26 protein-coding genes and 1 riboswitch are annotated in these 24,559 nt (G+C 73.0%); of the genes, 6 read left to right on the plus strand and 20 right to left on the minus strand.

The annotated features are described in order from the left end of the window. Window positions 1-4: 4 nt before the first annotated feature. Genes tilS through dacB form a run of 3 tightly spaced genes read right to left on the minus strand, consistent with a single transcriptional unit; the run spans window position 5 to window position 3,457 of the window. On the minus strand, window positions 5-979 hold the full coding sequence (tilS, locus tag FB382_RS17665) for a tRNA lysidine(34) synthetase TilS (protein ID WP_182540999.1): 975 nt from the start codon (window positions 977-979) through the stop codon (window positions 5-7). A 28-nt stretch (window positions 980-1,007) separates the two neighbouring features. After that, complete coding sequence (locus FB382_RS17670; protein WP_246377239.1) at window positions 1,008-2,042, minus strand: zinc-dependent metalloprotease; 1,035 nt, start codon at window positions 2,040-2,042, stop codon at window positions 1,008-1,010. Between the two features lie 50 nt (window positions 2,043-2,092). Continuing rightward, on the minus strand, window positions 2,093-3,457 hold the full coding sequence (gene dacB / locus FB382_RS17675) for a D-alanyl-D-alanine carboxypeptidase/D-alanyl-D-alanine endopeptidase (protein ID WP_182541000.1): 1,365 nt from the start codon (window positions 3,455-3,457) through the stop codon (window positions 2,093-2,095). A gap of 176 nt (window positions 3,458-3,633) precedes the next feature. Here dacB and FB382_RS17680 point away from each other — a divergent pair, with 176 nt between their 5' ends. Continuing rightward, window positions 3,634-4,131 (plus strand): inorganic diphosphatase, encoded by a 498-nt coding sequence (locus FB382_RS17680; protein WP_182541611.1) that lies wholly within the window; start codon window positions 3,634-3,636, stop codon window positions 4,129-4,131. Window positions 4,132-4,161: 30 nt separating this feature from the next. Here FB382_RS17680 and FB382_RS17685 read toward each other — a convergent pair whose 3' ends face one another. From FB382_RS17685 to FB382_RS17725, 9 genes are all read right to left on the minus strand, one after another. Continuing rightward, window positions 4,162-4,824 carry a methyltransferase domain-containing protein gene (locus FB382_RS17685; RefSeq protein ID WP_182541001.1) on the minus strand — a complete coding sequence of 221 codons (663 nt, stop codon included), beginning with the start codon at window positions 4,822-4,824 and terminating at the stop codon, window positions 4,162-4,164. 4 nt (window positions 4,825-4,828) lie between these two features. Continuing rightward, complete coding sequence (locus FB382_RS17690; RefSeq protein WP_182541002.1) at window positions 4,829-6,808, minus strand: acyl-CoA dehydrogenase family protein; 1,980 nt, start codon at window positions 6,806-6,808, stop codon at window positions 4,829-4,831. A 32-nt stretch (window positions 6,809-6,840) separates the two neighbouring features. After that, window positions 6,841-8,163 (minus strand): C40 family peptidase, encoded by a 1,323-nt coding sequence (locus FB382_RS17695; protein ID WP_182541003.1) that lies wholly within the window; start codon window positions 8,161-8,163, stop codon window positions 6,841-6,843. 193 nt (window positions 8,164-8,356) lie between these two features. Then, the gene (locus tag FB382_RS17700) at window positions 8,357-9,403 is read right to left on the minus strand and encodes a phosphatase PAP2 family protein (protein WP_182541004.1); all 1,047 of its coding nucleotides are present in this window, start codon (window positions 9,401-9,403) and stop codon (window positions 8,357-8,359) included. 5 nt (window positions 9,404-9,408) lie between these two features. Beyond that, window positions 9,409-10,410: an ABC transporter ATP-binding protein gene (locus FB382_RS17705; protein WP_182541005.1), complete on the minus strand. Its 1,002-nt coding sequence runs from the start codon at window positions 10,408-10,410 to the stop codon at window positions 9,409-9,411. A 4-nt stretch (window positions 10,411-10,414) separates the two neighbouring features. Beyond that, on the minus strand, window positions 10,415-12,052 hold the full coding sequence (locus FB382_RS17710; protein ID WP_182541006.1) for an ABC transporter permease: 1,638 nt from the start codon (window positions 12,050-12,052) through the stop codon (window positions 10,415-10,417). Beyond that, window positions 12,049-13,122, minus strand: coding sequence for a thiamine ABC transporter substrate-binding protein (locus FB382_RS17715; protein WP_182541007.1), 1,074 nt, complete (start codon window positions 13,120-13,122; stop codon window positions 12,049-12,051). Before FB382_RS17715 ends, FB382_RS17710 begins: the two co-directional genes overlap by 4 nt. Then, a riboswitch (TPP riboswitch) is annotated at window positions 13,113-13,220 on the minus strand. Its footprint overlaps the gene before it by 10 nt. A gap of 13 nt (window positions 13,221-13,233) precedes the next feature. Further along, window positions 13,234-14,103 (minus strand): RNA polymerase sigma-70 factor, encoded by an 870-nt coding sequence (locus FB382_RS17720; protein WP_182541008.1) that lies wholly within the window; start codon window positions 14,101-14,103, stop codon window positions 13,234-13,236. Further along, window positions 14,100-14,693, minus strand: a complete 594-nt coding sequence (locus FB382_RS17725) for a carboxymuconolactone decarboxylase family protein (RefSeq protein ID WP_182541009.1) — start codon at window positions 14,691-14,693, stop codon at window positions 14,100-14,102. Before FB382_RS17725 ends, FB382_RS17720 begins: the two co-directional genes overlap by 4 nt. Window positions 14,694-14,785: 92 nt before the next feature. Between FB382_RS17725 and FB382_RS17730 the strand changes: the two genes are divergently transcribed. Together FB382_RS17730 and FB382_RS17735 are read left to right on the plus strand one after the other, a co-directional pair. Next, entirely contained in the window at window positions 14,786-15,697 is a 912-nt protein-coding gene (locus FB382_RS17730) for an alpha/beta hydrolase (protein WP_182541010.1), read from the plus strand. Continuing rightward, window positions 15,694-16,128 (plus strand): GNAT family N-acetyltransferase, encoded by a 435-nt coding sequence (locus tag FB382_RS17735; protein ID WP_182541011.1) that lies wholly within the window; start codon window positions 15,694-15,696, stop codon window positions 16,126-16,128. The genes FB382_RS17730 and FB382_RS17735 overlap by 4 nt, the downstream gene beginning before the upstream one ends. On the opposite strand, the gene FB382_RS17740 is transcribed toward FB382_RS17735, so the two are convergent. The 7 genes from FB382_RS17740 to FB382_RS17770 all read right to left on the minus strand — a co-directional run bounded on the left by FB382_RS17740 (window position 16,115) and on the right by FB382_RS17770 (window position 22,249). Then, window positions 16,115-17,170: an MBL fold metallo-hydrolase gene (locus FB382_RS17740; RefSeq protein ID WP_182541012.1), complete on the minus strand. Its 1,056-nt coding sequence runs from the start codon at window positions 17,168-17,170 to the stop codon at window positions 16,115-16,117. The genes FB382_RS17735 and FB382_RS17740 overlap by 14 nt on opposite strands. Before the next feature lie 10 nt (window positions 17,171-17,180). Continuing rightward, window positions 17,181-17,987, minus strand: coding sequence for an SDR family oxidoreductase (locus FB382_RS17745; protein ID WP_182541013.1), 807 nt, complete (start codon window positions 17,985-17,987; stop codon window positions 17,181-17,183). After that, complete coding sequence (locus FB382_RS17750) at window positions 17,984-19,090, minus strand: NAD(P)H-dependent amine dehydrogenase family protein (protein WP_220481408.1); 1,107 nt, start codon at window positions 19,088-19,090, stop codon at window positions 17,984-17,986. Before FB382_RS17750 ends, FB382_RS17745 begins: the two co-directional genes overlap by 4 nt. A 21-nt stretch (window positions 19,091-19,111) precedes the next feature. Then, window positions 19,112-20,305, minus strand: a complete 1,194-nt coding sequence (locus FB382_RS22985) for an oxidoreductase (protein WP_182541014.1) — start codon at window positions 20,303-20,305, stop codon at window positions 19,112-19,114. A gap of 34 nt (window positions 20,306-20,339) precedes the next feature. Then, window positions 20,340-21,320: a DUF6454 family protein gene (locus FB382_RS17760; protein WP_182541015.1), complete on the minus strand. Its 981-nt coding sequence runs from the start codon at window positions 21,318-21,320 to the stop codon at window positions 20,340-20,342. A 97-nt stretch (window positions 21,321-21,417) separates the two neighbouring features. Next, window positions 21,418-21,852 (minus strand): hypothetical protein, encoded by a 435-nt coding sequence (locus FB382_RS17765; protein WP_182541016.1) that lies wholly within the window; start codon window positions 21,850-21,852, stop codon window positions 21,418-21,420. Window positions 21,853-21,874: 22 nt separating this feature from the next. After that, complete coding sequence (locus tag FB382_RS17770; RefSeq protein ID WP_125036697.1) at window positions 21,875-22,249, minus strand: hypothetical protein; 375 nt, start codon at window positions 22,247-22,249, stop codon at window positions 21,875-21,877. A gap of 49 nt (window positions 22,250-22,298) precedes the next feature. Between FB382_RS17770 and FB382_RS17775 the strand changes: the two genes are divergently transcribed. Then, window positions 22,299-23,078, plus strand: a complete 780-nt coding sequence (locus FB382_RS17775) for a putative protein N(5)-glutamine methyltransferase (RefSeq protein WP_246377241.1) — start codon at window positions 22,299-22,301, stop codon at window positions 23,076-23,078. On the opposite strand, the gene FB382_RS17780 is transcribed toward FB382_RS17775, so the two are convergent. After that, window positions 23,056-23,745 carry a biliverdin-producing heme oxygenase gene (locus FB382_RS17780; RefSeq protein WP_343055657.1) on the minus strand — a complete coding sequence of 230 codons (690 nt, stop codon included), beginning with the start codon at window positions 23,743-23,745 and terminating at the stop codon, window positions 23,056-23,058. The two genes, FB382_RS17775 and FB382_RS17780, sit on opposite strands and share 23 nt — an antisense overlap. 64 nt (window positions 23,746-23,809) lie before the next feature. Here FB382_RS17780 and FB382_RS17785 point away from each other — a divergent pair, with 64 nt between their 5' ends. Together FB382_RS17785 and FB382_RS17790 are read left to right on the plus strand one after the other, a co-directional pair. Then, window positions 23,810-24,118 carry an STAS domain-containing protein gene (locus FB382_RS17785; protein WP_182541019.1) on the plus strand — a complete coding sequence of 103 codons (309 nt, stop codon included), beginning with the start codon at window positions 23,810-23,812 and terminating at the stop codon, window positions 24,116-24,118. 11 nt (window positions 24,119-24,129) lie between these two features. Further along, window positions 24,130-24,555 (plus strand): ATP-binding protein, encoded by a 426-nt coding sequence (locus tag FB382_RS17790; RefSeq protein ID WP_125036701.1) that lies wholly within the window; start codon window positions 24,130-24,132, stop codon window positions 24,553-24,555. Window positions 24,556-24,559 lie beyond the last annotated feature (4 nt).

Raw genomic sequence — 24,559 nt, forward strand, 5'->3', positions numbered from 1 at the left:
CGGGTCACTCGGATCGCCGAAAGGCGAGCAGCCTTTCGGCGCGCAGGAGCCGCACGTGGCCGGGCAGGTCGATCCACTTCTGGCCGCGCCAGCCGGTGACGAGGGCGTCCATGGCGAGGACGTGGTCGTGGAAGAGCTCCGCGGCCGGTGAGCCTGCGGCGAGGGCGGCGAGGCGCAGGACCCGACGGCGTACGGCGGTGGGGGCGGGCTCGAGGACGTCGAGGTCGAGCCCCTCGGGGCGGGCTGCGGCGCGGAGCAGGTCGTCGGCGAGGCCGTCGAGGTGCTCCATGTCGACGCGGAGCTGGTCGGCGGTGCGGGCCAGGGTCTCGGCGACGCCGGGCCCGAGCTCGTCCTCGAGGATCGGGAGGACGCGGGTGCGGATGCGGGAGCGGGTGAAGCGCGGGTCGTCGTTGTGCGGGTCGCTCCAGAAGTCGATGCCCTCGACCTCGCAGGCGGTCACCGTGTCGGCGCGGGCGACGTCGAGGAGCGGGCGGCGGTAGCGGTCGAAGGCGCGGCGCATGCCGGCGATCGAGCGGCCCCCGGAGCCGCGGGTCAGGCCCAGCAGGACGGTCTCGGCCTGGTCGTCGCGCGTGTGGCCGAGCAGCACCGCCTCGGCCCCGACCCGCTGGGCGATCTCGTCGAGGACGGCGTAGCGGGCCTCCCGGGCCGCCGCCTCGGGGCCGAGCCCGCCCCCCTCGACGTGCACCCGTGCCGAGAAGGTCTCCGCTGCCCCGAGCTCCGCCATCTGGGCCACGACGCGGGCGGCCCGCTCGTCCGAGCCCTCCTGCAGCCCGTGGTCGACGGTGGCGCCGACGACGCGCCAGCCGCCCTTGCCTGCCTCGAAGACCGTGGCGGCGAGCAGCGCGAGGGAGTCGGCGCCCCCGGAGCAGGCGACGACGACGGTCGCTCCGGGTGGCAGGTCGGCCAGGCTCCGGCGTACGCCGAGGCGGACGGCGGCGACGGCGGGGTGCAGGCTCATGCGGTCGGGTCCGGTCAGGTCTGTCGGCTCAGAGGACGCGGGCCATCCAGGCGGCGTGGTCGGTGATCTCGGCCTTGGAGGGGAGGTTCTCCGGGCGCTCCCAGACGGCGTTGAAGTCGTCCATGCCGACCTTGTCCACGACGCCGCGGACGAAGACGGCACCGTCGCGGTACTGCGCCATCTTGGCGTCGAGACCCAGCAGCCGGCGCAGGATCTTGTCGAGGGTCCCCACGCCCTTGCGGCGCTCGTTGAAGCGGCGACGGATGCGCTCGACGGAGGGGATGACCTGCGGCCCGACGCCGTCCATCACGACGTCGGCGTGGCCCTCGAGCAGCGACATGACGCCGGTGACGCGGTCGACGATCTCCTTCTGCTCGGGCGTCCCGATGATGTCGAGAAGGCTCTGGCCGCCCTCCCGGCCACCCTTGAGCGCCTCGGTGATCCGCTTGAGGCCGTCGTCGAGGAACCGGCTGGGCTCCATCGTCTCGGCGATGGCCTGCATCTCCCCGAAGAGGTGGTCGCGCATCCAGGGGACGGCGGTGAACTGGACCCGGTGGGTCTCCTCGTGGAGGCAGACCCAGAGCCGGAAGTCGGTCGGGTCGACGTCGAGCTCGCGCTCGACGTGCACGATGTTGGGCGCGACCAGCAGGAGCCGGCCGGAGGGGTCGTGGAAGGGGTCGAACTGGCCGAGGACCTTGCCGGCCAGGAACCCGAGCAGCGCACCGACCTCGGCCCCGGTCACCCGGGAGCCGATCGCCAGGGACAGGCCGCTCGGGGGGCCCTTCTTGGCGGCCAGCTTCTCGATCACCGGCGCGAGGATGGTGGCGAAGCCGTCGGCGTTGGCCTGCACCCAGCCGGGCCGGTCCACGATCAGGACCGGTGCCGTGCGCTCGGCCGCGACGAGTCCGGTGAACTCGCGGACGAGGCCGGTCGACCGGTCGGCCCCGGCGCGGAGCTCGGCGACCGCCCGCTCCGCCTCGGCGCGGGTCACGTCGGGGCCCTCCCCCGCCAGGCGCGAGCCCAGCGACACCGCGAGGTCCCAGTCGACCATGCTCGAGTTCATGCCGTGACCCTACGCGGCAGGCGAAGGGGGCGGAGCCGGATGAGGGGCGCTCAGCCGCAGCGGCAGGCGGCCAGCGAGGCCGCGAGGTCGTCGAGGGCCTCGCGGGCGGCGTCGGTGTCCGTGAGCGCGACCCGGTCGGCCATCAGCACGAAGATCATCGGGTGCCCGTCGAGGTCGGTCGTGACCCCGGCGAGGGCGCTGACGCCGCTGAGGGTGCCGGTCTTGGCCCGGACCCGCCCGCGCCCCGCGGGCACGGAGTCGGCGAAGCGGTCGACCAGCGAGCCGCTGAACGCGGCGACGGGCAACCCGCTGAGCAGCGGCCGGAGCTCGGGGTGGTCGGCCGACGCGGCGGCCTGGAGCACCGCTGCCAGGGTGCCGGGGTCGAGGAGGTCCTGGCGGGAGAGACCGCTGCCGTCGTGCAGGACCGCACCGTCCAGGGGGACGCCGAGCTCGTCCAGCACGGCGCGTACGCCGGCGGCACCACCCGTGAACGTGCCGGCCCGGCCGGTGGCGAGCCCGACCTGGTGGGCGAGCACCTCCGCGGCCTCGTTGTCGGACCAGGTGAGGGTCCACTCGACGATCTGGGAGAGGGGCGGCGAGTCGACCGACGCCAGCGGCGGCGCCGTCGACGGGACGGTCGCCTCGGTCGGCCGGCCGACGACGGAGATGCCGGCATCCGCCAGGGCGGCCGCGAAGGCGCGGGCCGCCTCCAGGGCCGGGTCGGCCACGCGGCCGAGGCCGCTGGGGGTGTGGCCCTCGTCGACCCACAGCGGACCGATCGGGGTCACGACGCCGTCGGGCAGGTAGTCGTCGGGCCAGTGGGTGCTGGCGCCGGGGCCGCTGAAGAGGGACGTGTCGTAGCCGACGCTCGTGCGCCGGATCCCCTTGTCCTTGAGGGCCTTCGCGGTCTGACGGGCCAGGTCCACCACGTTGGCGGTCGCCGGGTAGGCGTCCTTCGACGGGGCCGAGGCGAGCAGCGGGTCTCCCCCGCCGACGAGCACGACCTGGTGGTGCCGCCCGGAGACCACCCGGGTCTGGAAGGTGTGCTCCGGTCCGAGCACCTCGAGGGCCGCCGCCGTCGTCAGCAGCTTCATCGTGCTCGCGGGGGTGGCGGCCCCGTCGGCCTGCGAGAAGACCGGCGTCCCGTCGAGCCGGGTGACCAGGGCGAGCACGTCGGGCCCGAGGTCCGGGTCCGCGAGGGCCGGGGCGAGCGCTCGACGCACCTTCGCCGGCGCCAGCGGCCCGTCGACGGCGGTCTGGGCCACGGCAGCGGGGGCGGCGTACGCCGGCAGCGTCAACCCGGCGGGCGGTGCGACGGCAGCCGGGTCGGTGCCCGGGTCGGCGTCCCCGATCCCCGCCCGCTCCAGTCCGTAGGTCGTCCCGGCCGCCACCAGCACGGCGAGCACGAGGACCACGGGAACCCAACGGAGGAAGGGGTCGGGCCAGTGGCGTGTGTCACGTCTCGCCACCCTTTGCCCCTTCCGACTGCGCTTTTGGGGTCATTGTGCGGGAGACTGGCCACGGCCCAGACGCTGGGCCCCATGGACACCCGGCCCGCAGGGGCCGATGACGCTGGCGGAGGAAAGACGTGCTGGAGTTCGACGTACTGGTGGAGATCCCCAAGGGACAGCGCAACAAGTACGAGGTGGACCACGAGAGTGGCCGCATCCGCCTCGACCGGACGCTGTTCACGTCGACGCAGTACCCCGCCGACTACGGCTACATCGAGAACACCCTCGGCCTCGACGGCGACCCGCTCGACGCGATGGTCATCCTCCAGGAGCCGACGTTCCCGGGCTGCCTCATCAAGTGCCGCGCGATCGGCATGTTCCGCATGACCGACGAGGCCGGCGGTGACGACAAGGTCCTGTGCGTCCCGGCGACCGACCCGCGCCAGGAGCACCTGCGCGACATCTCGCACGTGTCGAAGTTCGACCGTCTCGAGATCCAGCACTTCTTCGAGGTCTACAAGGACCTCGAGCCCGGCAAGTCCGTCGAGGGCGCCGAGTGGGTCGGCCGCACCGAGGCCGAGGCCGAGGTCGAGGCGTCGTTCAAGCGCCTCGCCGACAACCCCGGCGCCATCCACTGACGCCACCCCACCGCTGAGCCGTCGCGGGAGTCAGCGGCGCACGCCTCGGAAGTAGCCGATCGCGCCGCTGATCTCCAGTGACACCTCGCCGACCCCTCCGGCGGACATCCAGCGCGTGACGTCGTCGCCGGTGCAGCCGGGCCCGAGCAGGCCCGCTGCCCGGCCCGCCATGCGCAGGGGTTGGTAGCGGGCGCCCGTGTCGTTGAGCAGGGCGCTCCCGGTGATCACGCCGCCCGGTCGCAGCACGCGCACCATCTCGACCATCGCCCGCGCGGGGTCGGGGAAGCAGTGCAGCCCCGTGAACGAGACGACCAGGTCGAAGGACCCGTCGTCGAACGGCAGCTCCTCGACGTCGGCCAGCCGCGGCCGGACCTGGTCGGCCACGCCCCGCTCGCCGGCCGCGTGCATCGTCCGGTCGAGCATGGTCTGGGCGATGTCGGCCGCGACGTACTCGACCCCCTGGTCGCGCTGAAGCCCGCGCAGGGCCACGCCACCACCGCAGGGCACGTCGAGGATGCGCGCCCCGGCCGGCTGTCGGCCGATCTCGGCGGCGGCACGGTAGAGACGGCGCAGGTCGCTGCCGATGCCCAGCCTCCACAGCAGCCCGCCGAGCTGCGGGTGCTCGACGCTCCAGTCGTAGAACGACGCCCAGAGCGGGTCCTCGCTCCAGCCACCGAGTCCCGGGAGGCGCACCCGCTCAGCCGACCAGGTCCGGGGAGCGCAGCATCTCGGGAGGTACGCCGAAGCCGTCGACCAGGTCCTCGGCGATCGGCCGGATCCGGCGGCAGAGCCGGTTGACCTCGCGGCTGATCGACTTGGACCGCTGCACCGTCAGCCGGCCGTGCTCCATGAACCAGGCGCGGTCGGCCTCGATCGTGGACAGGGCGTGCAGGTCGCAGAGCAGGTTGAGCGCCACCTTGAGGTCGCCGTCGGGCAGGGCCCCGACCTTCGCGACGAAGGCCTCGAGGACGAGCCGCTCGACGTGGGCCCGGGCCGCGGCGATCACGTGGTCCTGGACGCGGGAGAAGACCACGCCGGGGTTCATCCCGTTGTCGATCCCGCGCTTGAGGCGGCGCGCGACGCCGGCGAGCATGTGCTCCTCGCGGAAGCGGAGCATCTGGAGCTGGTAGTCGGGATCCATGAGCCCGGCCTCCTGGTCCCAGTCGTCGCCGCCGGGCAGCAGGTCCTTGACCCGCTCGAGGAGCTTGTGGACGTTGGTCCGCTCGATGACGGTCTCGACCGCCATCCCGGCCACGAACCGGACCATGCCGAACTGGTCGAGGTCGGAGAACTCGCTGGAGTAGTCGGTCAGCAGGCCCTTGGCGACCAGCTGGAGCAGCACGTGGTTGTCGCCCTCGAAGGTCGTGAACACGTCGCTGTCGGCCTTGAGCGCGGTGAACCGGTTGACGGCGAGGTAGCCCGCGCCACCGCAGGCCTCCCGGCACTCCTGGATGGTGCGGGTGCCGTGCCAGGTGCCGAGCGCCTTGGTGCCGGCCGCGCGGGACTCCAGCTCGCGACGGGTGTGCTCGTCGTCGCTGATCCCGGAGAAGACGTCGTGGAGCTGCGCGGCCACGACCTCCTGGGCGAAGTGCAGCGCGTAGGTGCGGGCCAGCAGCGGGAAGAGCCGACGCTGGTGCATGCCGTAGTCGAGGAGCAGCTCCTCGTGGTCGTCGGACGACGCCTCGAACTGGCGGCGGCGCAGGGCGTACTTCACCGCGATGGCCAGCGCGACCTTGCTGGCGTTGATGCTCGCGCCGCCGACGCAGACCCGGCCCTGGACGAGGGTGCCGAGCATGGTGAAGAAGCGCTTGTTGGGGTTCTCGATCGCGGACTCGTAGACGCCCGCGGCCGACACGTCGGCGAAGCGGTTGAGCAGGGCGCCGCGCGGGACGCGGACCCCGTCGAACCACAGGCGGCCGTTGTCGACGCCGTTGAGCCCCATCTTGGCGCCGTCGTCCTCGATCCGGACGCCCGGGCAGGGCTTGCCCTTCTCCCGGATCGGCACGACGAAGGCGTGCACCCCGCGGCCCTCGCCGCCCACCTCGAGCTGGGCGAACACGACGGCCAGCTCGGCGTGCTTGGCCGCGTTGCCGATGTAGTCCTTGCGGGACTGCTCGCCGTGGGTGGTGATGACGAACTCCTCGGTCGCCACGTCGTAGGTCGCGACGGTGCCGAGCGCCTGGACGTTGGAGCCGTGGCCGGACTCGGTCATCGCGAAGCAGCCCATCAGCTCCCCGGTGACCAGCCGCGCGAGGTAGGCGTCGTGGTGCTCCTGCGTGCCGAGCTGGAGGATCGCGCCGCCGAACAGCCCGAACTGCACGCCGACCTTGACCAGGACCGAGAGGTCGCCGAGCGCCAGCGTCTCGAACGCCGCCACGGAGGCGCCGATGTCGCCGCCGCCGCCGTACTCCTCCGGGAAGCCCATGCCGGTCTGGCCGGTCGAGGCCATCTCGACCACGACCTCCTTGACCCGCTCGCGGAACGCGTCGCGGTCGAGCGTCTCGGCCTCCTCGAGGATCGAGGCGTACTCGGCGAGGTTGGTGCGGACCAGGCCGCGGACCTCGGCGTACTTGCCGTCGAGCAGCGCGGTCAGCGCGGCGACGTCGACGTCGGGCGGGGTGTGCCGCGGCGCGCTCGCGCCCTCGGAGGCCGGTGGTGCGGCGGTGTCGGTTGCCATGACCGAACGCTACCGGGACGGGGCGGGGACGGTCAGGGGCGTGCGTAGAAGTTGGGCGGGATCCAGTAGTAGAGCGACTCCTCCGACACCGGCCGGCCGGTGCGCGGGGCGTGGATGATCATGCCGCCGCCGACGTACATCGCGACGTGGTAGATCGAGGACGGGTCGCTGGAGGACCCCCAGAAGACCAGGTCGCCCGGCTGCAGGTCGGAGGGCTGGATCGGCGTGGACTGCTCGTACTGCGCGACGGAGTAGTGCGGCAGCGAGCGGCCACCGGCCTGCCAGGCACCCATCGTGAGGCCGGAGCAGTCCCAGGCGTCCGGGCCGGCGGCACCCCACCGGTAGGGCTCGCCGAGCTGGGCGCGGGCGAAGTCGACGGCACCCTGGGCACCACGCGCGGGGGCCGGCGGGGCGGGGGGTGCCGGCGGGGCAGGCGGTGGCGACGGGGGCGTCGGGGGCGTCGGGTTGCTCGGCGCGGGAGCGTCCTGCTGGTCCTGCTGTTGCTGCTGTTGCTGCTGCTGGGCCGCCTGCTGGGCTGCGGCCGCGGCGGCCTGCTGGGCCGCGGCCTGCGCCGCCGCCTCGGCCTCGGCCTGCGCGGCCGCCGCGGCCGCGGCCTGGGCCCGTGCCTCGAGGGCGGCCTGGCGCCGCGCGGCGAGCGTGACGCTGATGTGCTGGAGGTGCGCGAGCTGGGCGATCAGCTCGGTCTTCCGGGCGGCGATCGCGCGGGCGTCCGACGCGGCCGAGGCGGCGGCCGCGCGGGCGGTGTCGCGCGCGGCTCGGGCCTTGTCCTGGGCGGCGGAGGCTGCGTCCCGGGCCTGGTCGGCCTGTCGCGTGGCGATGTCTGCGAGCGTCGCCGCTGCGCGGAACTCGTCGTAGTGCCCGTCGAGCGCGCCCTCGGCGTTCTGCATGGTGGTGGCGCGCTCGATGACGGTCGTGATGCCGTCGGACTTCGCGATCGCGGACAGGGCGGTCAGGCCCGGGGCGAGCTCGTAGGAGGTGACCAGGGCGTCGCTGTAGGCGGCCCGCTGGCGCTCGACGTCGGCGGCGGCCACGTCGGAGTGGACCTGCGCGGCGTGGGCGGCGAGCCGCGCCTGCTGCGCCTCGTAGCGGGCGCCGTTGAAGGCCTCGGCGGCCTGGGCCGCCTTCACGGCCGAGGCCTGGAGCCGCTGGTTGGCCAGCACCAGCTGGGCGCGCACCGAGGCCACGTCGGTGGCCTTGTCGCGGACGGCGACCTTGGCGTCGTGCACGTCCTGGCGCGACGGCATCCCGTGGTCGTCGGCGGCGGCAATCCCCGCGGTGACCCCGGAGGAGACCCCCAACGCGAGGGTCAGCGCGGCCGCCGTTGCGATCCCCATGATCCGCACGTGTGGTCTCCCTGGCTCTTCGACTGGTAGTGCCTCGGGCGACTTCCCCATCGCCCGAGGCACTCGAAGAACGTTAGTGAACTTCTGTCACAAAGGAAACAACTTCCCCAACTTTTTCTTGCGCCACCGGCGTGTCGGCTTGCGAACTACAACGATGTAGTTCTCGAGGAACCGACGTGCGGCGTCAGGCGTCGTGGTCGACGGGAACGGCCGACGTGGTGGAGGTGGGGTGCGAGTGCAGGCCCCGGCGCTCGAACTTCTGGCCGCTGGCGACGCCACCGACGTAGAAGGAGACGAAGGCGATCATGATGCCGGCGATGTCGTCGGCGATGTAGTGCCAGCCGAAGTAGAGGGTGGCCACGACCGTGCAGCCGAAGTTGACCCAGAAGACCCACTTGAGGATCTTCGAGCGCAGCGTGAACTGCACCATCAGGGCGACCAGCAGGGTGATCGCGCAGTGCAGGCTGGCGAAGCCGGCGACCGACTGGACCACGCCCTCGAGGCCGCCCTTGATGACCTCGATCCGGGTGTTCTGCAACGACGCCATCAGGCTCGCGGTCGGGGTGTCCGGCAGGTCGGAGTAGACGTAGCTGTAGGCCAGGCCCGGGCCGAGGGTGGGCAGCGCGTAGTAGGACAGCGTGCCGAGCGCCCAGGCGATGCACTGGGAGGTGGCGAACCAGTAGCCGAACGTGAGGTTCCGCGACCAGACCAGCCACGCGGTCAGCGCCAGCGGCACGAGCGGCAGGAACCACAGGTAGACGTAGGACAGGAAGTAGGCCATGAAGCTGGTGCCGAAGATGTCGTGCAGCAGCAGGCCCGGCTCGTGGCCGAACATCAGGGCCCGGTCGAGCAGGTGGAGGGTGCGGTCGTACTTCGTCGTGGAGACGAACGGCAGGTAGGACTTGAGGTTCCGGTAGCTGACGTAGGTGATGTAGAAGCACACGACGCCCATCACCACGAGCGTCATCCGCTCCCGCGTCCAGTGCGTCCGCACCCGCGCGCGCCAGATGGGTGCCATCAGGGGCAGCTTCCCCTTCGACTGCCACAGCGTCCGGGGGACGAGGTCGATGAGGAAGGCGCTGCCGACCAGCATCGGCAGCCGCAGCCACGAGGGCCCGAGGAAGCCGTCGGGGTCGGCGAGCTTCTTGTCGAGGAGGGCCGCCGTCAGGATCGCCAGACCGCCCATGACGACAGCGATCCCCACGAGCAGGGCATAGGCGCGGCGATACACGGGCGTCAGTCTAGGGATGCGTCGGTCATCGGCAGGATCGCCAGTCGTGTGGCATCCACCGCACAGTGAACCGTCTCACCCGGTGCGGCGTGCGCGTCCAGTGACGCGACCGCGTCGACCTCGCCGACGCCCTCGAGGTGGACGACCAGCCGGACCTGCTCCGGGGTGGCCCGGCTGGCCAGCACGGTGCCGACCAGCCCACCGCCGTCCCGTACGCCGATCGCCGAGCGACGGACCGCGACTGCCGGCGCGGGAGGGAGCCCGGCCGACGCGAGGACGGTGCGGGCGGCGTCGTCGCGCAGGACGCGGGCGTAGCCCAGGAACAACGCGGTCTCCGGGTCCGCCGGCGCCCGCCAGACGTCGGCGATCGGGCCCTCCTGCACGACCCGGCCGTCGCGCATGACGGCGAGCCGGTCGGCGACCGTGAAGGCCTCCTCGTGGTCGTGGGTGACCATCAGCGCGGGGGTGCCGGCTGCCCGGAGGATGCCGCGCAGGTCGACGGCCAGCCGCTCGCGCAGCCCCGCGTCGAGGGCCGACAGCGGCTCGTCGAGCAGCAGCAGCCGCGGTTCGACGGCCAGCGACCTGGCCAGTGCGACCCGCTGGCGCTCGCCGCCGGACAGGGTCGACGGCAGGCGATCGGCGTACCCCTGGAGGCCGACGAGGTCGAGCAGCTCCTCGACGCGGGCGGGGATGCGGGGGGCGCGGCGGAGCCGGAGCGCGTAGCCCACGTTGCGGCCGACCGTGAGGTGGTTGAAGAGCTGGCCGTCCTGGAACATCAGCGCGAAGCCGCGCTTGTGGGTCGGCACACCGCGCAGGTCCGCGCCGTCCCAGGTGATGCTGCCCCCGGCGACCGGCTCGAGACCGGCGACGGCGCGCAGCAGCGTGGACTTGCCGCAGCCGGACGGGCCGAGGACCGCGAGCACCTCCCCGACGGGAAGGTCGAGGGAGACGTCGACGACGGCGGGCTTGCCGTCGTACGACACGGAGACGTGCTGGAGCTCGAGCATGGCGTCAGAAGGCTCCCACGGACGGCACCCGGAGCCGCTCGACCACGAGCATCACGACGGCCGTGGTCGCGGCGAGGACGACGGAGGCGGCCAGTGCCATGCCGTAGTTCATCGGGCCGGGGTGCCCGATCAGCCGGAAGATGACGACCGGGACGGTCGGATGCTCGTCACGGGCGAGGAAGGACGTCGCGCCGAACTCGCCGAGCGAGGCCGCGAACGCGAAGCCGCTGGCGGCCAGCAGCGGCTTCCAGACCACCGGCAGGTCGACGGTCAGCACCGCGCGCAGCGGTCCGGCCCCGAGCGAGGCGGCGGCCTGGCGCTGCCGGTCGTCGACGCCCGAGAGCACCGGCACGATGGTGCGGACCACCAGGGGGAGCGCCACGAGGGCCTGGGCGATCGGCACGAGCAGCGGGGAGTCGCGCAGCTCGAGCGGCGGGTGGTCGAGGGTGATGAGGAAGCCGAAGCCGAGCGTCACCGCCGAGACGCCGAGCGGCAGCATGAAGAAGCCGTCGAGGGTGGCGCGGACGCGGCGCTCGGCCCTCGAGCGGGACCGGCGGGTGACCACGACCGCCACGAGGAGGCCGAGCGAGAGCGACATCCAGGTCGCGTCGACGGCGGTGCGCAGCGAGGTGACCAGGGCGTCGGTCACGGGGACCAGCAGGGCCTGGTGGGTGCCGCGCGTGGTGAGCGCCCGGTAGTTGCCCAGGCCCCAGCCGGACCCCTCGACCTGCAGGGACCCGAGCACGAGGGTGCCGATCGGCAGCGCGACGAGCACGACGAGGAGCAGCGTCGCCATCGCGCCCGGCCAGTCCTGCCGCGAGAGCCGCCGGGGCCGGGGCAGCACGCGGGAGACCGACGGGTCCGGCACGGCCCGCAGCCGTCCGGCGACGAGCAGCAGCGCCACGACGGCGACGAGCTGGAGCACCGACAGCGCCGCGGCACCCTGGAGGTCGAGCAGGTTGGTGGTGAGGAGGTAGATCTCGGTCTCGACCGAGGAGTACCGCAAACCGCCGAGGGTCAGCACGACGCCGAAGGCGGTCGCGCAGAACAGGAACACCACGCTGGCCGCCGACACGATCGCCGGGCGCAGCGCCGGGAGAGTGACCGTGCGGAAGACCTGCGCCGGGCTGGCTCCGAGCGCCGCGGCCGCGTCGGCCGGCCGCTGGTCGAGCGACTCCCACGAGGCGCCGACCGCGCGGATCACGACCGCAACGTTGAAGAAGACCAGGCCGGCCACGATCGCGACCGGCGTGCCGTCCAGGCCCAGGAAGCCCAACGGACCGGACTCCCCCAGAAGCTCACGGAAGGCGACGCCGACCACCACCGTCGGGAGCACGAACGGGACGAGCAGGGCCGCGCGCAGCACCCGCCGGCCCGGGAACTCCCGCCGGTGCAGGGCGTGCGCCGCCGGCAGCCCGAGCAGCACCGACACCACCGTCGCGACCGAGGCCGACCAGACCGTGAACCACAGGACGCGGTGGACCCGCGGCCGGCCGAGCACGGAGATCACCCCGCCGGGGTCGAAGGACCCGTCCGGCCAGAAGCCGCGCGCCAGCATGCCGCTCACCGGCAGCACGAAGAAGACGCCCAGCACCGCGACCGGCAGGAGCGCCAGCGCGGCGAGGGTCAGGGCGCGCCTCATTGCGAGGTGACGTCGCTCCACTCGCGCAGCCACTCGTCGCGGTGGGCGGCGACGTCGGCCGGGTCGACGGAGTAGGGCTGGTCGGGCTGCATGGCGTAGGAGGCCCAGTCGGCCGGCAGCGACGTGCCGTCGACGACCGGGAAGACGTACATGCTCTCGGGCAGCGCCTCCTGCACCTCCGAGGAGGTCAGGAACCGCACGAACGCCTCGGCACCGGGCACGTTGGCGGCGCCGTCGAGGACGCCGGCGTACTCCACCTGGCGGAAGCAGGTGTCGAGCAGCGCGTGGGTGGTGGACGCCGTCGCGCCCTTCGGGACGGTGAAGGCGGGTGAGGAGTCGTAGGACAGCACGATCGGCCGGTCGCCCTTGCCGCCGCCCTGCGTGAAGTCGACCTCGTAGGCGTCGGACCAGCCGGCGGTGACGCGCGCGCCGTTGTCCATCAGCTTCTTCCAGTAGTCCGGCCAGGCGTCGCCGTACGCCGAGACCGTGGCGAGCAGGAACGCCATCCCCGTCGAGCTCGTGGCCGCACCCGGCAGCACGAAGAGGTCCTGGTAGGCCGGGTCGGTGAGGTCGTCGAGGGTCCGGGGCTCGGCCAGGTCGTGGGCCTTGAACCAGGTGTCGTCGACGTTGACGCAGACGTTGCCGTTGTCGACGGGCGTGAGCGCGTGGTCGTCGTCGCCGGGGAGGTCGTAGGCGGAGACGCCGGCCGGGGCGTCGAAGGAGTACGGCGCGAAGACGCCCTCGTCCAGCGCGCGGGAGGCGAAGGTGTTGTCGACGCCGAACGCGACGTCGCCGGTCGGGTCGTCCTTGGTGAGGACGAGCTTGTTGGTGAGCGTGCCGCCGTCGCCCGAGGCCTTGACCACGAGGTGGTAGCCGGTCTGCGCCTCGAAGTCCTTGACCACCTTCTTCGGCAGGAAGAACGAGTCGTGGGTGACCAGCACGACGTCCTTGATCTTGCCGGCGGCGGTGGTGGCGGGGCTGTCGTCGCCCTCGCCGATCACCGAGCAGGACCCGAGGACGGGGACGAGCAGGACCGTGCAGATCGCCGCGAGCGCGCGCGATGACTTCATCTGGGACTCCCTTCGCCGGTGTTAACCGGAGCAGGTTCATAGGGTCTGCGGCGGATCCGCACTCTCAGCACGTCGGACGTGCTCCCCTGTCATGTCCCTCCAGACTAGTGCTCACCGCGTCAGGGCGATCACCCCGTCCAGCCGGGCCAGCTTCTCGGGGTTGCGCACGATGTAGAGGCCGGTGACCTGGCCGTCCTCGACCAGCATCGTGCCGATCGCGTCGACCACCCCGCCGACGAGCAGTCGCAGGCCGGGGGCGCCGTTGACGAGCACCAGCTCGGCCGACCCGTCCTCGGGCATCACGGCCTCCAGGAAGCGCAGCACCTTGTCGCGGCCCAGGATCGGGCGCAGGGCTGCCTTCTTGAACCCGCCGCCGTCGGTCATCAGCACGACGTCGGGCGCCAGCACGTCCATGAGGCCCTGGAGGTCGCCGGTCGCGGTGGCCCCGAGGAACTTCGCGATCACCTCGTCGCGCTGGGTGGGCGTGACGTCGGCGCGGGGGCGTCGCTCGTCGACGTGCGCCCGCGCCCGGCTGGCGATCTGGCGGACCGCGGCCGGCGACTTGTCCACGGCGGCGGCGATCTCGTCGTACCCGACGTCGAAGACCTCGCGGAGCACGAAGACCGCCCGCTCGGTCGGGCTCAGGGTCTCCAGGACCAGCAGCATCGCCATCGAGACGCTGTCGGCGAGCTCGACGTCCTCGGCGACGTCCGGGGTGGTGAGCAGCGGCTCGGGCAGCCAGGGGCCGACGTACTGCTCGCGGCGCCGGGCCATCGTCCGCATCCGGTTGAGCGCGAGCCGGGTCGTGATCCGGACCAGGTAGGCACGTTCGTCGCGCACCCCGGTGAGGTCGACCTCGTGCCAGCGGAGCCAGGTCTCCTGGAGCACGTCCTCGGCGTCCACGGCGGACCCGAGCATCTCGTAGGCGACGGTGAAGAGCAGGTTGCGGTGCGCGACGAACGCGTCGGTCGCAGTGGTCATGACACCTCGCTGGTCGAGCCTGCCGAGACACTAGCGAGCGGCAGCTCGCAGACGTCGGAGTATCCCTGGCTCTGGAGCCCCGCGGCGGAGTTGAAGCGCGAGCGCATGTTCTCCAGGGCGATCATCTGGGTGAGCTCGACGACGGCCTCGGCCCCGAGCTGGTCGACGAGCCGGTCGACCATCTCGTCGGTGACGGTCAGCGGCGTGTGGCTCATGGCCTCCGCATAGGCCAGCACCTCGCGCTCCAGCGGGGTGAAGACGTCCGACTCGCGCCAGCGCGGCACCTCCCGGACCTTGGCGAGGTCGAGCCCCTCGTCGTGGGCGAGGAAGTAGCCGAAGTCCAGGCACCAGCTGCAGCCGATGACCCCGGCGCTGGCGAGCTGGGCGTAGGACTTCAGGGTCGGGTCGAGGCGGTCCCACTTCGCCACCTTCTGCTCGAAGCCGAGCACCGCCTTCAGCACCGGGCGGTGGTGCCACAGGACGTAGGCGTTGTCGGGGACCTGCCCGTAGGTGCGTCGGGCGTAGGCGGACAGGACCCGGCCGTAGAGGCCGGTGATCGTGGCCCGGGGAATCCGGAAGGTGCTGGGCATCGGTGCTCCTGGGTGTCGTGTCTTCGAGCGGTCACCCATCCAGACACCGGCCGCCGCCGATCTGTGACACCGGCCTGTGACAGGGTCGCGGCATGCCGAGTCCCACCCACCAGCTCCTCGCGTGGGGCGTGCCCAAGCTGCGCAAGTCCCGCGAGCTCGACACCGAGGAGGCCGAGCGCGCCCGCGTCGAGCGCTGGCACGCCGGGCTGGACCGCACCCTGCCGACCCGGATCGTGCCGTTCTTCGCGCGCCGGTACGACGTCACGACCGAGACGCTGACCGGACCGGCCGGCGACTTCCCGTCGCACGTCGTCACGCCGCGCGGCATCACGCCCGAGCGCACCGTGGTCTGGGTGCACGGCGGCGGGTTCATGGCCCCGATCGACCCCTTCCACGTGCGCTACGTGGCACGGCTGGCCCGGGCGCTGCGCGCCCGGATCGTGCTGCCCGACTACCCCCTCGCGCCCGAGCACACCTGGCGCGACTCGCACGACGCACTGGTCGACCTCGCCGCCCGCTGGTGCGCCGACGGGCCGGTCGTGCTGGGCGGCGACTCGGCCGGCGGCGGCCTGGCGATGGCGATCGCCCTGGCGCTGCGCGACCGGGGCGGCCCGCAGCCCGAACGAATGCTGCTCCTGTCGCCGTGGATCGACCTGACCACGAGCGCCCCGGACACGGCGGCCTTCGCCGAGCGCGACCCGTGGCTCTTCCTCGGCAAGCTCCACGCCTACGCCTCGTGGTGGGCGGGGCGGGACGAGGACCTGGGACGCCCGGAGGTGTCGCCCGGGCTGGCGCCGCTCGACGGGCTGCCGCCGGCGCTGATGTTCTGCGGCACCCGCGACCTGCTGGCACCCGGGGTGCGGATGCTGGCCGACCGCGCGCTGTCCTCGACGTGGGAGCTCACCTACGTCGAGGCCCCCGACCTGATCCACGTCTACCCGCTGCTGCCGCTGGTGCCCGAGGCCCGGCGGGCGTGGAAGCAGACGCTGGAGTTCCTCCGGTGAACATCACCGCGGTCCCCTTCGCCGCCCTCGACGCCCGGACGGCGTACGACGTGTGGCGGCTGCGGCAGGCGGTGTTCGTCGTCGAGCAGGCGTGCCCCTACCCCGACCTCGACGGTCGCGACGTCGAGCCCGGCACGCGGCACGTGCTGCTGCGCGACAGCGGCGACGCGCTGCTGGGCTACGCCCGGGTCCTCGACGACGCGAGCACCTGGCGGATCGGCCGCGTCGTGCTGACGCCCGAGGCGCGCGGCCGCGGGCTGGCGGACCTCGTCATGGGCACCGCCCTGCAGGTCTGCCCCGACCGCGACGTGGTGCTGGACGCGCAGGTGCCGCTGGCCGGCTGGTACGCCGGGTTCGGCTTCGTGGCCGACGGGGCGGAGTTCCTCGAGGACGGCATCCCGCACGTCCCGATGCGGCTCACGCGCGAGTGAAGACGACCCCGCCGTCGGTCACCTCGCGGGTCGCCTGACCCCGCGCGACCAGCAGCTCGAGGTGGGCCTTGGTCTCCATCGACGCGAGCGCGCCGTTGAACTCGTCGAGGTCGGCGAGCCGGTGCTCGTGGCGGGTCCAGGGCAGCTCGCCCGCGACGTCGTACGCCGTGGCCGGGCCGCCGGCCAGCGCCGCGAGGCAGAGCTCCAGCCGGTGCTCGTGGTGGTCGAGGAGCTGGTCGACCCGGGCGTGGGAGGACGGCGCGAGCGGGCCGTGGGCCGGCAGCAGCCGCAGGTCCGGCAGCTCACGGACCTTGGTGAGCGAGGCCATGAAGTCGCGCAGCGGCTGCTCGACCGGGACCGGCTCGAAGCCGATCGAGGGCGTGATCGTGGGCAGCACGTGGTCGCCGGCGAAGAGGATGCCGTCGGCGTGGTCGGCGAAGACGAAGTGGCCCTGGGTGTGGCCGGGGGTGTGCACCGCGTGCAGGGTGCGGGTGCCGATCTCGATCTCGTGGTCGCCGTCGAGCCAGGTGTCGGGGTAGTGCCACATCGACAGGTCGGGCATCCGGCCGTCGGTGAACTTCTGCCACTTCTCCGCGATCTCGTGGGCGCCCGCGGTGCGGAGCACGGCGAGGGTCGGGTCCTCGTCGACGTCGTCGTGGTGGTGCATCAGGTCGAGGGTCGGCTTGTCGCCGATGCCGAGGCTGACGTGGGCGCCGTACTCCTTGCCGATGACCGCGGCCTGCGTGTAGTGGTCGCGGTGCACGTGGGTGACGAGGAAGCGGGTGATGTCGCGCAGCCCGAAGCCGATCTCGGACAGCGACTTCTCCAGCAGCGTCCGGCTCTCCTCGATCGCCCAGCCGCCGTCGACGAGCGTCAGGCCGTGCTCGGTCTCGAGGACGTAGACGTTGACGGCCCGGAGACCGTCCATCGGCAGCGGCAGCGGGATCCGGTGGATCCCCTCGGCGACCCGCCACGCGCCCGGCTCGGTCCAGTGCTGGCCGGAGTCCGGGGAGATCGCGTGGGCGGTGCTGGTGCTGGTCACCCCCGTGACCCTAGGTGGTGAGGTCGGGGAGGTGGAGGTCGAGGTTCGGCTGCTGGATGCCGCCGTCGACCTCGAGCATCTTGCCGGTGACGTACTGGCCGGCCCGCGAGCAGAGGTAGAGCGCGGCGGCCGCGATGTCCTCGGCCTCGCCGACCCGGCCCAGCGGGGTCTTGGTCTCCATCTGCTCCATCATCTCCGGCACCCCGGCCACGAACTCCAGCGCCGAGGTCATCACCGAGCCCACGAAGATCCCGTTGACGCGGATCCGCGGGGCGAGGTCGGTGGCAGCGAGCCGGGCCCAGTGCGCCAGGGCGGCCTTGGCGGTGCCGTAGGCGAGGTAGCCGCGGCCGGAGGCCCGGCCCATCATCGAGGAGATGTTGACGATCGACTTCTGCCCCTCGTCGCCGCCCTTGAGCATCAGGGGGACCGCCGCGAGCGAGAGCGCGTGGGCGGTCGAGACGTTGAAGTGGAACGCCTCCTCGAGGTAGGCCACGTCGGTGTCGAGGAAGGCGTTGGGGATGGTGCCGCCGACGTTGTTGACGACCGTGTCGAGCCGCCCGAACTCGTCGTACGCCGCCTGCGCGAGCCCGGCCACGGCGTCCGTGTCGCTGAGATCGGCCGGGACGACGAGGGCGCGGCGGCCGGCGGCCCGGACCTGGTCGGCGACCGCGTCGAGCTGGTGGGCGGTCCGGGCGGAGAGCACCACGTCGGCACCCGCCTGGGCGAACGCCACCGCGGTGGCGGCGCCGATCCCGCGGCCGGCGCCGGTGACGACGGCGACGTGGTCGGTGAGCGTGAACCGGTCCAGGATCGTCATGCGTGCGCCACCAGGCCCTTGCCCGTGACGAGCGGCAGGTCGAGCGCGGTGACGAGCCCGCCCGGGCTCGCGACGACGGCGGGCACGGCGTTGACCAGGCGCTGGGCGGTGACGATCATCCCGGAGACGTTGTGGTCGCCGTGCTCGCCGTGGTGCACGAAGTCGCACTGCATGAACGGCTCCCCGGTGATCACGACGCGGTAGCAGCCGCCGCCCTCGGGGGGCTGGGCCCACTCGGGCACCTGGTCCTCGGCAGTGCGGGTGACGTGCTCGAGGACGACGCGCGGGACCCCGTCGACCTTGCCGATCACCTGGAACCGCACGGCCCCCATGGTCCCGGCCTCGATGTCGACGCTGGCCGTCTTGGTGTCCACCTCGGCGGCCCGGCGGTCGACCTCCTCGGTGAGCGGCTCGTCGAGGGTGATGCCGAGGCCGGCCGCGAGCTGGCGGACCACGCTCCCCCACGCCATCGTCAGGATCCCGGGCTCCCAGAGCATCGGGCGGTGGTCCAGGGACTTGCCGAAGCCGTAGATCTCCTGCATGACCACCGGCTGGTAGTAGGTCGAGTAGTCGGCGATCTCCATCACCCGTACCTCGTCGATGCGCTGGGAGAGGCTGGTCAGGCTCAGCGGCAGCACGTCGTTGGCGAAGCCCGGGTCGATCCCGTTGACGTGCAGGCTGGCGCCGGTGCGCGCCCCGGCGTCGGCGAGCCGTTGCAGCATCTCGTCGGGGAGGATCTTGTCCGGCCACTGCAGGAGGACGGGGCCGCTGGAGACCACGTTGACGCCCGCCTCGACGAAGCCGAAGAGGTCCTCGATGCACTCGAAGACCCGGTCGTCGGCCATCGCGGTGTGCACGATGCAGTCGGGTTGCAGGGCAAGCAGCGCGTCGCGGTCGCTCGTGGCCTCGATCCCCAGCTCGCGGCCGAGGTCGGCCAGGATGCCGACGTCGCGGCCGACCTTGTCAGGGTTGCTGACCCAGACGCCGACGAGCTCGAGATCGGGGTGCCGGTCGATCCCGGCGATGGCGTGCCGGCCGACCGTGCCGGTGGACCACACGACGACCTTGAGGGGCAGCCCGGTGGTCGAGCCTGTCGAGACCATGCCAGCAATCTAGAACAGGTTCTAGGTTTGCGGAAGGGTGGTCTCCTCGACGACCGGGCAGCGGGTGCCGGTGTAGATCGTCGGCATGCAGCGGTTGCAGTGGATGCACACGCCGGCGTCCTGGCGGCCCGCCTGGAGCCGGTCGACCAGGTCGGGCTCGCGGAGCAGCGCGCGCCCCATCGCGACGAAGTCGAAGCCCTCGGCCATCGCCTGCTCCATCGTCTCGCGGCGGTTGATGCCGCCGAGCAGCATCAGTGGCATGGCGAGCCCGGCCCGGAAGGTCCGCGCCTTCTCGAGGAAGTAGGCCTCCTCGAAGGCGTACTCCTTGAGGAACGACCCGCCCGCCACCCGCATCCCGACCCGGACCGGCAGCGGCATGGCGGCGGCGAACTCCGCGACCGGCGCGCCCCCGCGGAAGAGGTACATCGGGTTCATCAGCGAGCTGCCGCCGCTGAGCTGGAGCGAGTCGAGGGTCCCGTCGGACTCCAGGAGCCGGGCGGCCTCGAACCCCTCCTCGGTCGTGACCCCGCCCCGGAAGCCGTCGCCCAGCGACACCTTGGCCGTCACGGCCACCTCGCCGTCGACCTCCTCGCGCACGGCGCGGGCGACCTGGCGGGCGAGCCGGGCGCGGTTCTCCAGCGCGCCGCCCCAGCGGTCGCGGCGCCGGTTGAGCCCGGGCGCGAGGAAGCTGGAGATGAGGTAGCTGTGCGCCATGTGCAGCTCGAGCACGTCGAAGCCGGCGGTCACGAGGGTGCGCGCGGTGGCGACGTACTGCTTCGTGATCCGGGTCAGGTCCTTCTCGCTCGCGGAGCCGACCATCTGCATCGACAGCGGGCTGGGCATCCGCGAGGCCGCCAGGGCGCGTACGCCGTTGGAGCGACCGTTGGCGACCGGGCCGGCATGCCCGACCTGGCCCGCGACCGCCGCCCCGGCGGCGTGCACGGCATCGGCGAGCCGGGCCAGGCCGGCCGCGGTCGACTCCCCCACCACGACCTGCTCGCGATGGGTCCGACCCTCGGGGGCGACGGCGAGGTAGGCCACCGTGGTCAGCCCGACCCCGCCGCGCGCCACGGCCAGGTGGTAGTCGATCAGGTCGTCGGTCACCTGGCCGTGCGGCGTGCGCCCCTCGAAGGTCGCCGCCTTGACCGTCCGGTTCCGCAGCCGGACCGGGCCGAGCACGGCAGGGGCGAAGACGTCGGGGACTGCGGCGGTCACGGGCTCAATCTAGAACACGTTCCAGAACCGGGCCTCAGGAGACGTCGGCGGTGAACGTGTAGAGCTCGGTGCCGCCGGCCTCCTCGCCGTTGTCCGGCGCCGCCCACAGCGTGAGGTGCGAGCCGTCGGCCGCCATCTTGACCGGGTTGCGGGTCATCACGTGGCCGGCCTCGGACCACTGCTGGAAGGGGATCTCGTGCACGACGGCGTGCGTGTGCAGGTCGACCAGCGCCAGGCCGCCGAGCTCGTACGTCGCGGCCGAGCCGCCGGCGGTCGGCGTCTGCGGCAGGTTGGCGACGCCGCTGCAGACCGCCTTGGCGGAGGCGACGTACTGGCAGTCCTGGTAGTCGATGAAGTGGCTCGGGTTGGACCACGTGGACTTCTGCCGACCCGTCGGGCTCCACGCGTAGAACTTCCGCGAGCCCCACGTGTTGCCGACCAGGTCGCCGGTCGTGTCGTCCTTGACGATGCCGCCGATGTGGTCCTGCACGCGGAACTGCTCGGAGACCTTGAGGCTGGTGGCGTCGACCTTGTAGATGACCGAGGCGCTGTCGGGGCGGTACTCCGCGACCGGCACCCAGACGGATCGACCGTCGAAGTCGATGCCGCCCGGGTGGTACATGTCGCCCTCGCCGAGCACGATGTCCTTCTGCAGGTGCCCCTGCCGGTCCATCACGAACAGGTGGCCGACGCCCTTGCCGGGTGTGCGGTCGTAGCCGCCGACGGGGCTGGGGTACTTCTGGGTCGGCTCGATGATCTCGACCGACGACAGGAAGATGTGCTGGTCGGTGATCGCCAGGCCCTCGGTGTGGAACGTGTTGAAGTCCAGGTGCAGCTTGCTGATCTCGGTCCAGGGCGTGCTGCGGGTGGTCTGGGCGAAGCCGGTCGCCAGGGCGCTGTCGGTGCCGGTCGTGCCGGGGGCGCCGGCGCTGGTCGCGCTGGTGGCGAGGGCGCCGCCGGCGGCGAGCGCCAGGGCGGCCGAGCCGGCAAGGGTGCGCAGGGGCATGCGTCGCATGGGTCGTCTCCTTCGGGGGATGGGCAGACCCCGCGACGCTGCCCGGCCTGGATGAACGTCGGGCGACCGGGCGACGGCCAGTGGCGGACGACCCCGTTCAGGAGGCTGTGACGCCCGCGACCTTCTGGCGGCGCAGCCAGAGCAGCCCGGCGATCGGGAGGACCGCCGGCACGAAGCCGTAGCCGATGCCGTAGTCGGACCACACCGACGCGTCGGGGAACCAGTCGCGCTGCACCAGCGACAGGGTGCCGACGGTCAGCACGCCGCCGAGCTCGACCCACAGCAGCACGCTGGCCAGCCCGGTGTGGCCGACCGAGGCGCGGCGGATCGCGACCCAGCCCGCGGCGTAGGTCAGCGCGGCGACGGCGGACAGCGTGTAGGCGACCGGCGCCTTGTCGGCGTCGGTGGCCAGCTGGACGGCGGCGCGGGCGCCGGCGGCCAGGGTGAAGAGCGCGTAGAACGCGAGCAGCACCTTGTGCGGGCCGCTGCGGACGGCGTGGTCGGGCTCGGGCGGGGTGGTCGTCTCGGTCACGTGGTTCCTGTCGGGCTTGGGGTCAGGCGAGCGTCATCTGGAGGCGTACGGCGACCACGGTCACCGCGAGTGCCGCGACCGTCACCACGCCGCTGGACCAGCGGCCGCGGTCGTCGGCGATCGACTGCATCGCGATGGGGAGGACGCACACCGAGGCCACGAGGTAGCCGATGTGGGCCGACATCTCGGCCGGCCGGTCGCCCTTGAGCATGGTGCCCAGGCCTGCGACGGCCCGCACGGCCATGAGCAGCTCGAGGACCCACACGGTCGAGTCGAGCAACGGCGGTCGCGGGATGCGGCGCAGGGTCACGACGAGCGCGGCGACGGTGACCACGGCGGCGTACGCGACGCACACCCAGGTGAGCTGGTCGAGCGCCGTGGTGGGCAGGTCAGGCATGCGACCATCATCGTCCAGCGCCCCCACCCGCCTCGCACCGGAGCCGACCTTGACCCTGTCCCCGGCCGCCCTCGCCGCCCTCGTGGTGCGGCTGCGGACGGCCGGCTGCGTCTTCGCCGAGGACGAGGCCCGACTGCTGGTCGAGGCCGCCGCGGACGCCGCCGCCCTCGAGGGGATGGTGACGGCGCGCGTGGCCGGGACGCCGCTGGAGCTGGTCGTCGGGTTCGCGGAGTTCTGCGGGCTGCGGGTCGCGGTGGCACCGGGCGTCTTCGTGCCGCGGCAGCGCTCGGCCTTCCTCGTCGCCCGCGCCCGGGCGTTGCTGCCGCCCGGCGGCGTGGTGCTCGACCTGTGCTGCGGGACCGGCGCGCTGGGGGCGGCCCTGCTGGCCGGCGACCCCGCGGCGGAGGTGTGGGCGGCCGACGTCGACCCCGCTGCCGTCGCCTGCGCCCGGCGCAACCTGCCGCCCGAACGGGTCCTCGAGGGCGACCTGTACGACGCCCTCCCGGGCGGGCTGCGCGGCCGTGTCGACGTGCTGGTCGCGAACGCGCCGTACGTCCCGACCGGGGCGATCGCCCTGATGCCACCGGAGGCGCGCGACCACGAGCACCGGGTCGCGCTGGACGGCGGGCCCGACGGCACGGACCTGCAGGCACGGGTGGCCGCGGGAGCGACCGACTGGCTGCGGCCGGGCGGCGCGCTCCTGATCGAGACCAGCGACCGTCAGGCGCCGGCGACCGCCGCGCTCGTGACCCGGGCCGGCCTGGTGGCCGAGGTCGCCGCCGACGACGAGGTCGGCGGGACCTGCGTCATCGGTCGAGCGCCCCGCTGAGCGCTGGATCAGTCTCGGCGTCGACGTGCGGGTCGGCCACCTCGGCGAACAGGTCGCGGTTGAGCCGGAAGGCCTGCCGGACCTCCTCGACGACCTCGGCCCGGTCGGCGTCCGACAGGGGCAGGGCGTCGAGCCGGTCGCGGTAGTCGCGCTTGTAGGGCACCGGCTTGGGGATCTCCGGGAAGTCGTAGAACGCCAGGCCGGCGGACTCCAGCCCCTGGTCGGCGTACTCGCGACGGAGGGCCTGGGCCAGCACCCGGCCGCCGGACAGGTCGCCGAGGTAGCGGGTGTAGTGGTGGGCCACGAGCAGGTGCGGGCGCAGGCGGGCCGCCTCGATCCGGGCGCAGTAGGCCTCGGCCGCCGGCGACGCGACGGCCGGCTCCCGGCCGGGCGCCCAGTGCGCCAGGTCGGCCTCGAGCGCGTCGCTGCGCGTCAGCGCGTCGTCGTGGACCCCGGCGACGGCGGGGTGCTCGCGGCGGTCCCGGACGGCGTCCTCGAGGGCGGCGTAGACGACGCGCAGCCGGCGCAGGTAGGCGGCGTACTGCGCGGGCCGGGCCCGGCCGCCGACGAGGTCGGAGACGAACGGGCTGGCCTCGGCCTCCTCGTGCTCGAGTCGGGAACCCTCGCGCATCGCGTCGGAGAGCGCGGGCTGGGGCTGGTGGTCCACGCTCCGAACGCTACCCGGCATCGGCCGGGTGTCGGTCGGGGCGGCGGGCGACTATTCTCGGGCCGTGGACGAACAGGCGTACTCCAGCGGCTTCGACGAGACCTCCTCGGTCCTGACCGTCCGGGGCGAGATCGACGAGGTCGCGGGCGTGGCGCTCCGCGAGGACATCGCCAAGTACACCCGCGAGTTCAGCCGCCCGATCCGGATCGACCTCGGCGGGGTCGACTACTTCCCGAGCCTGGCCGTCGGCGTGGTGGCCGCGGCCCAGCGCAAGGCCGCCGCGGCAGGCATCGACATCGGGCTCGTCGCCGCGGAGGGCTCCGTCGCCCAGCGGGTGCTGACGATCTGCGGTCTCCCGCACGAGATGTCCTGAGCGGCCCGGCCGTGAACGACGCGCCCGCGGGCGAGGGCACCCAGCAGGAGACCCGCTTCGAGGTGCACGAGCTGCCGTTCGAGATGGGCAGCAACCGTGCGGCGCGGGTGCTGCTCGCAGGGTTCCTGCGCCACAAGCACCTCGACGCCCAGGTGGTCCAGGACGCCGCGATCGTGCTGGGCGAGCTGGTCGCCAACGGGCTCGACCACGGCCGTCCCGACCGTCACGACGGGCTCGAGGTCTCCTGGGCGCTCCAGGACGAGGCGCTGGAGGTCAGCGTGCTCGACGGCGGCGGGGAGACCGAGCCGCACGTCATGCCCCCCGACGTCCTGGCCGCGCGCGGCCGCGGGCTCGCGATGGTCGAGGCCCTCACCTCCCGGTGGTGGGTCGACCACACGGCCGGCACGCGAGTGACCGCAGTGCTGCCGCTCGCCTGAGAGC

This window comes from Nocardioides ginsengisegetis (assembly GCF_014138045.1).
Taxonomy (GTDB): Bacteria; Actinomycetota; Actinomycetes; order Propionibacteriales; family Nocardioidaceae; genus Nocardioides; species Nocardioides ginsengisegetis.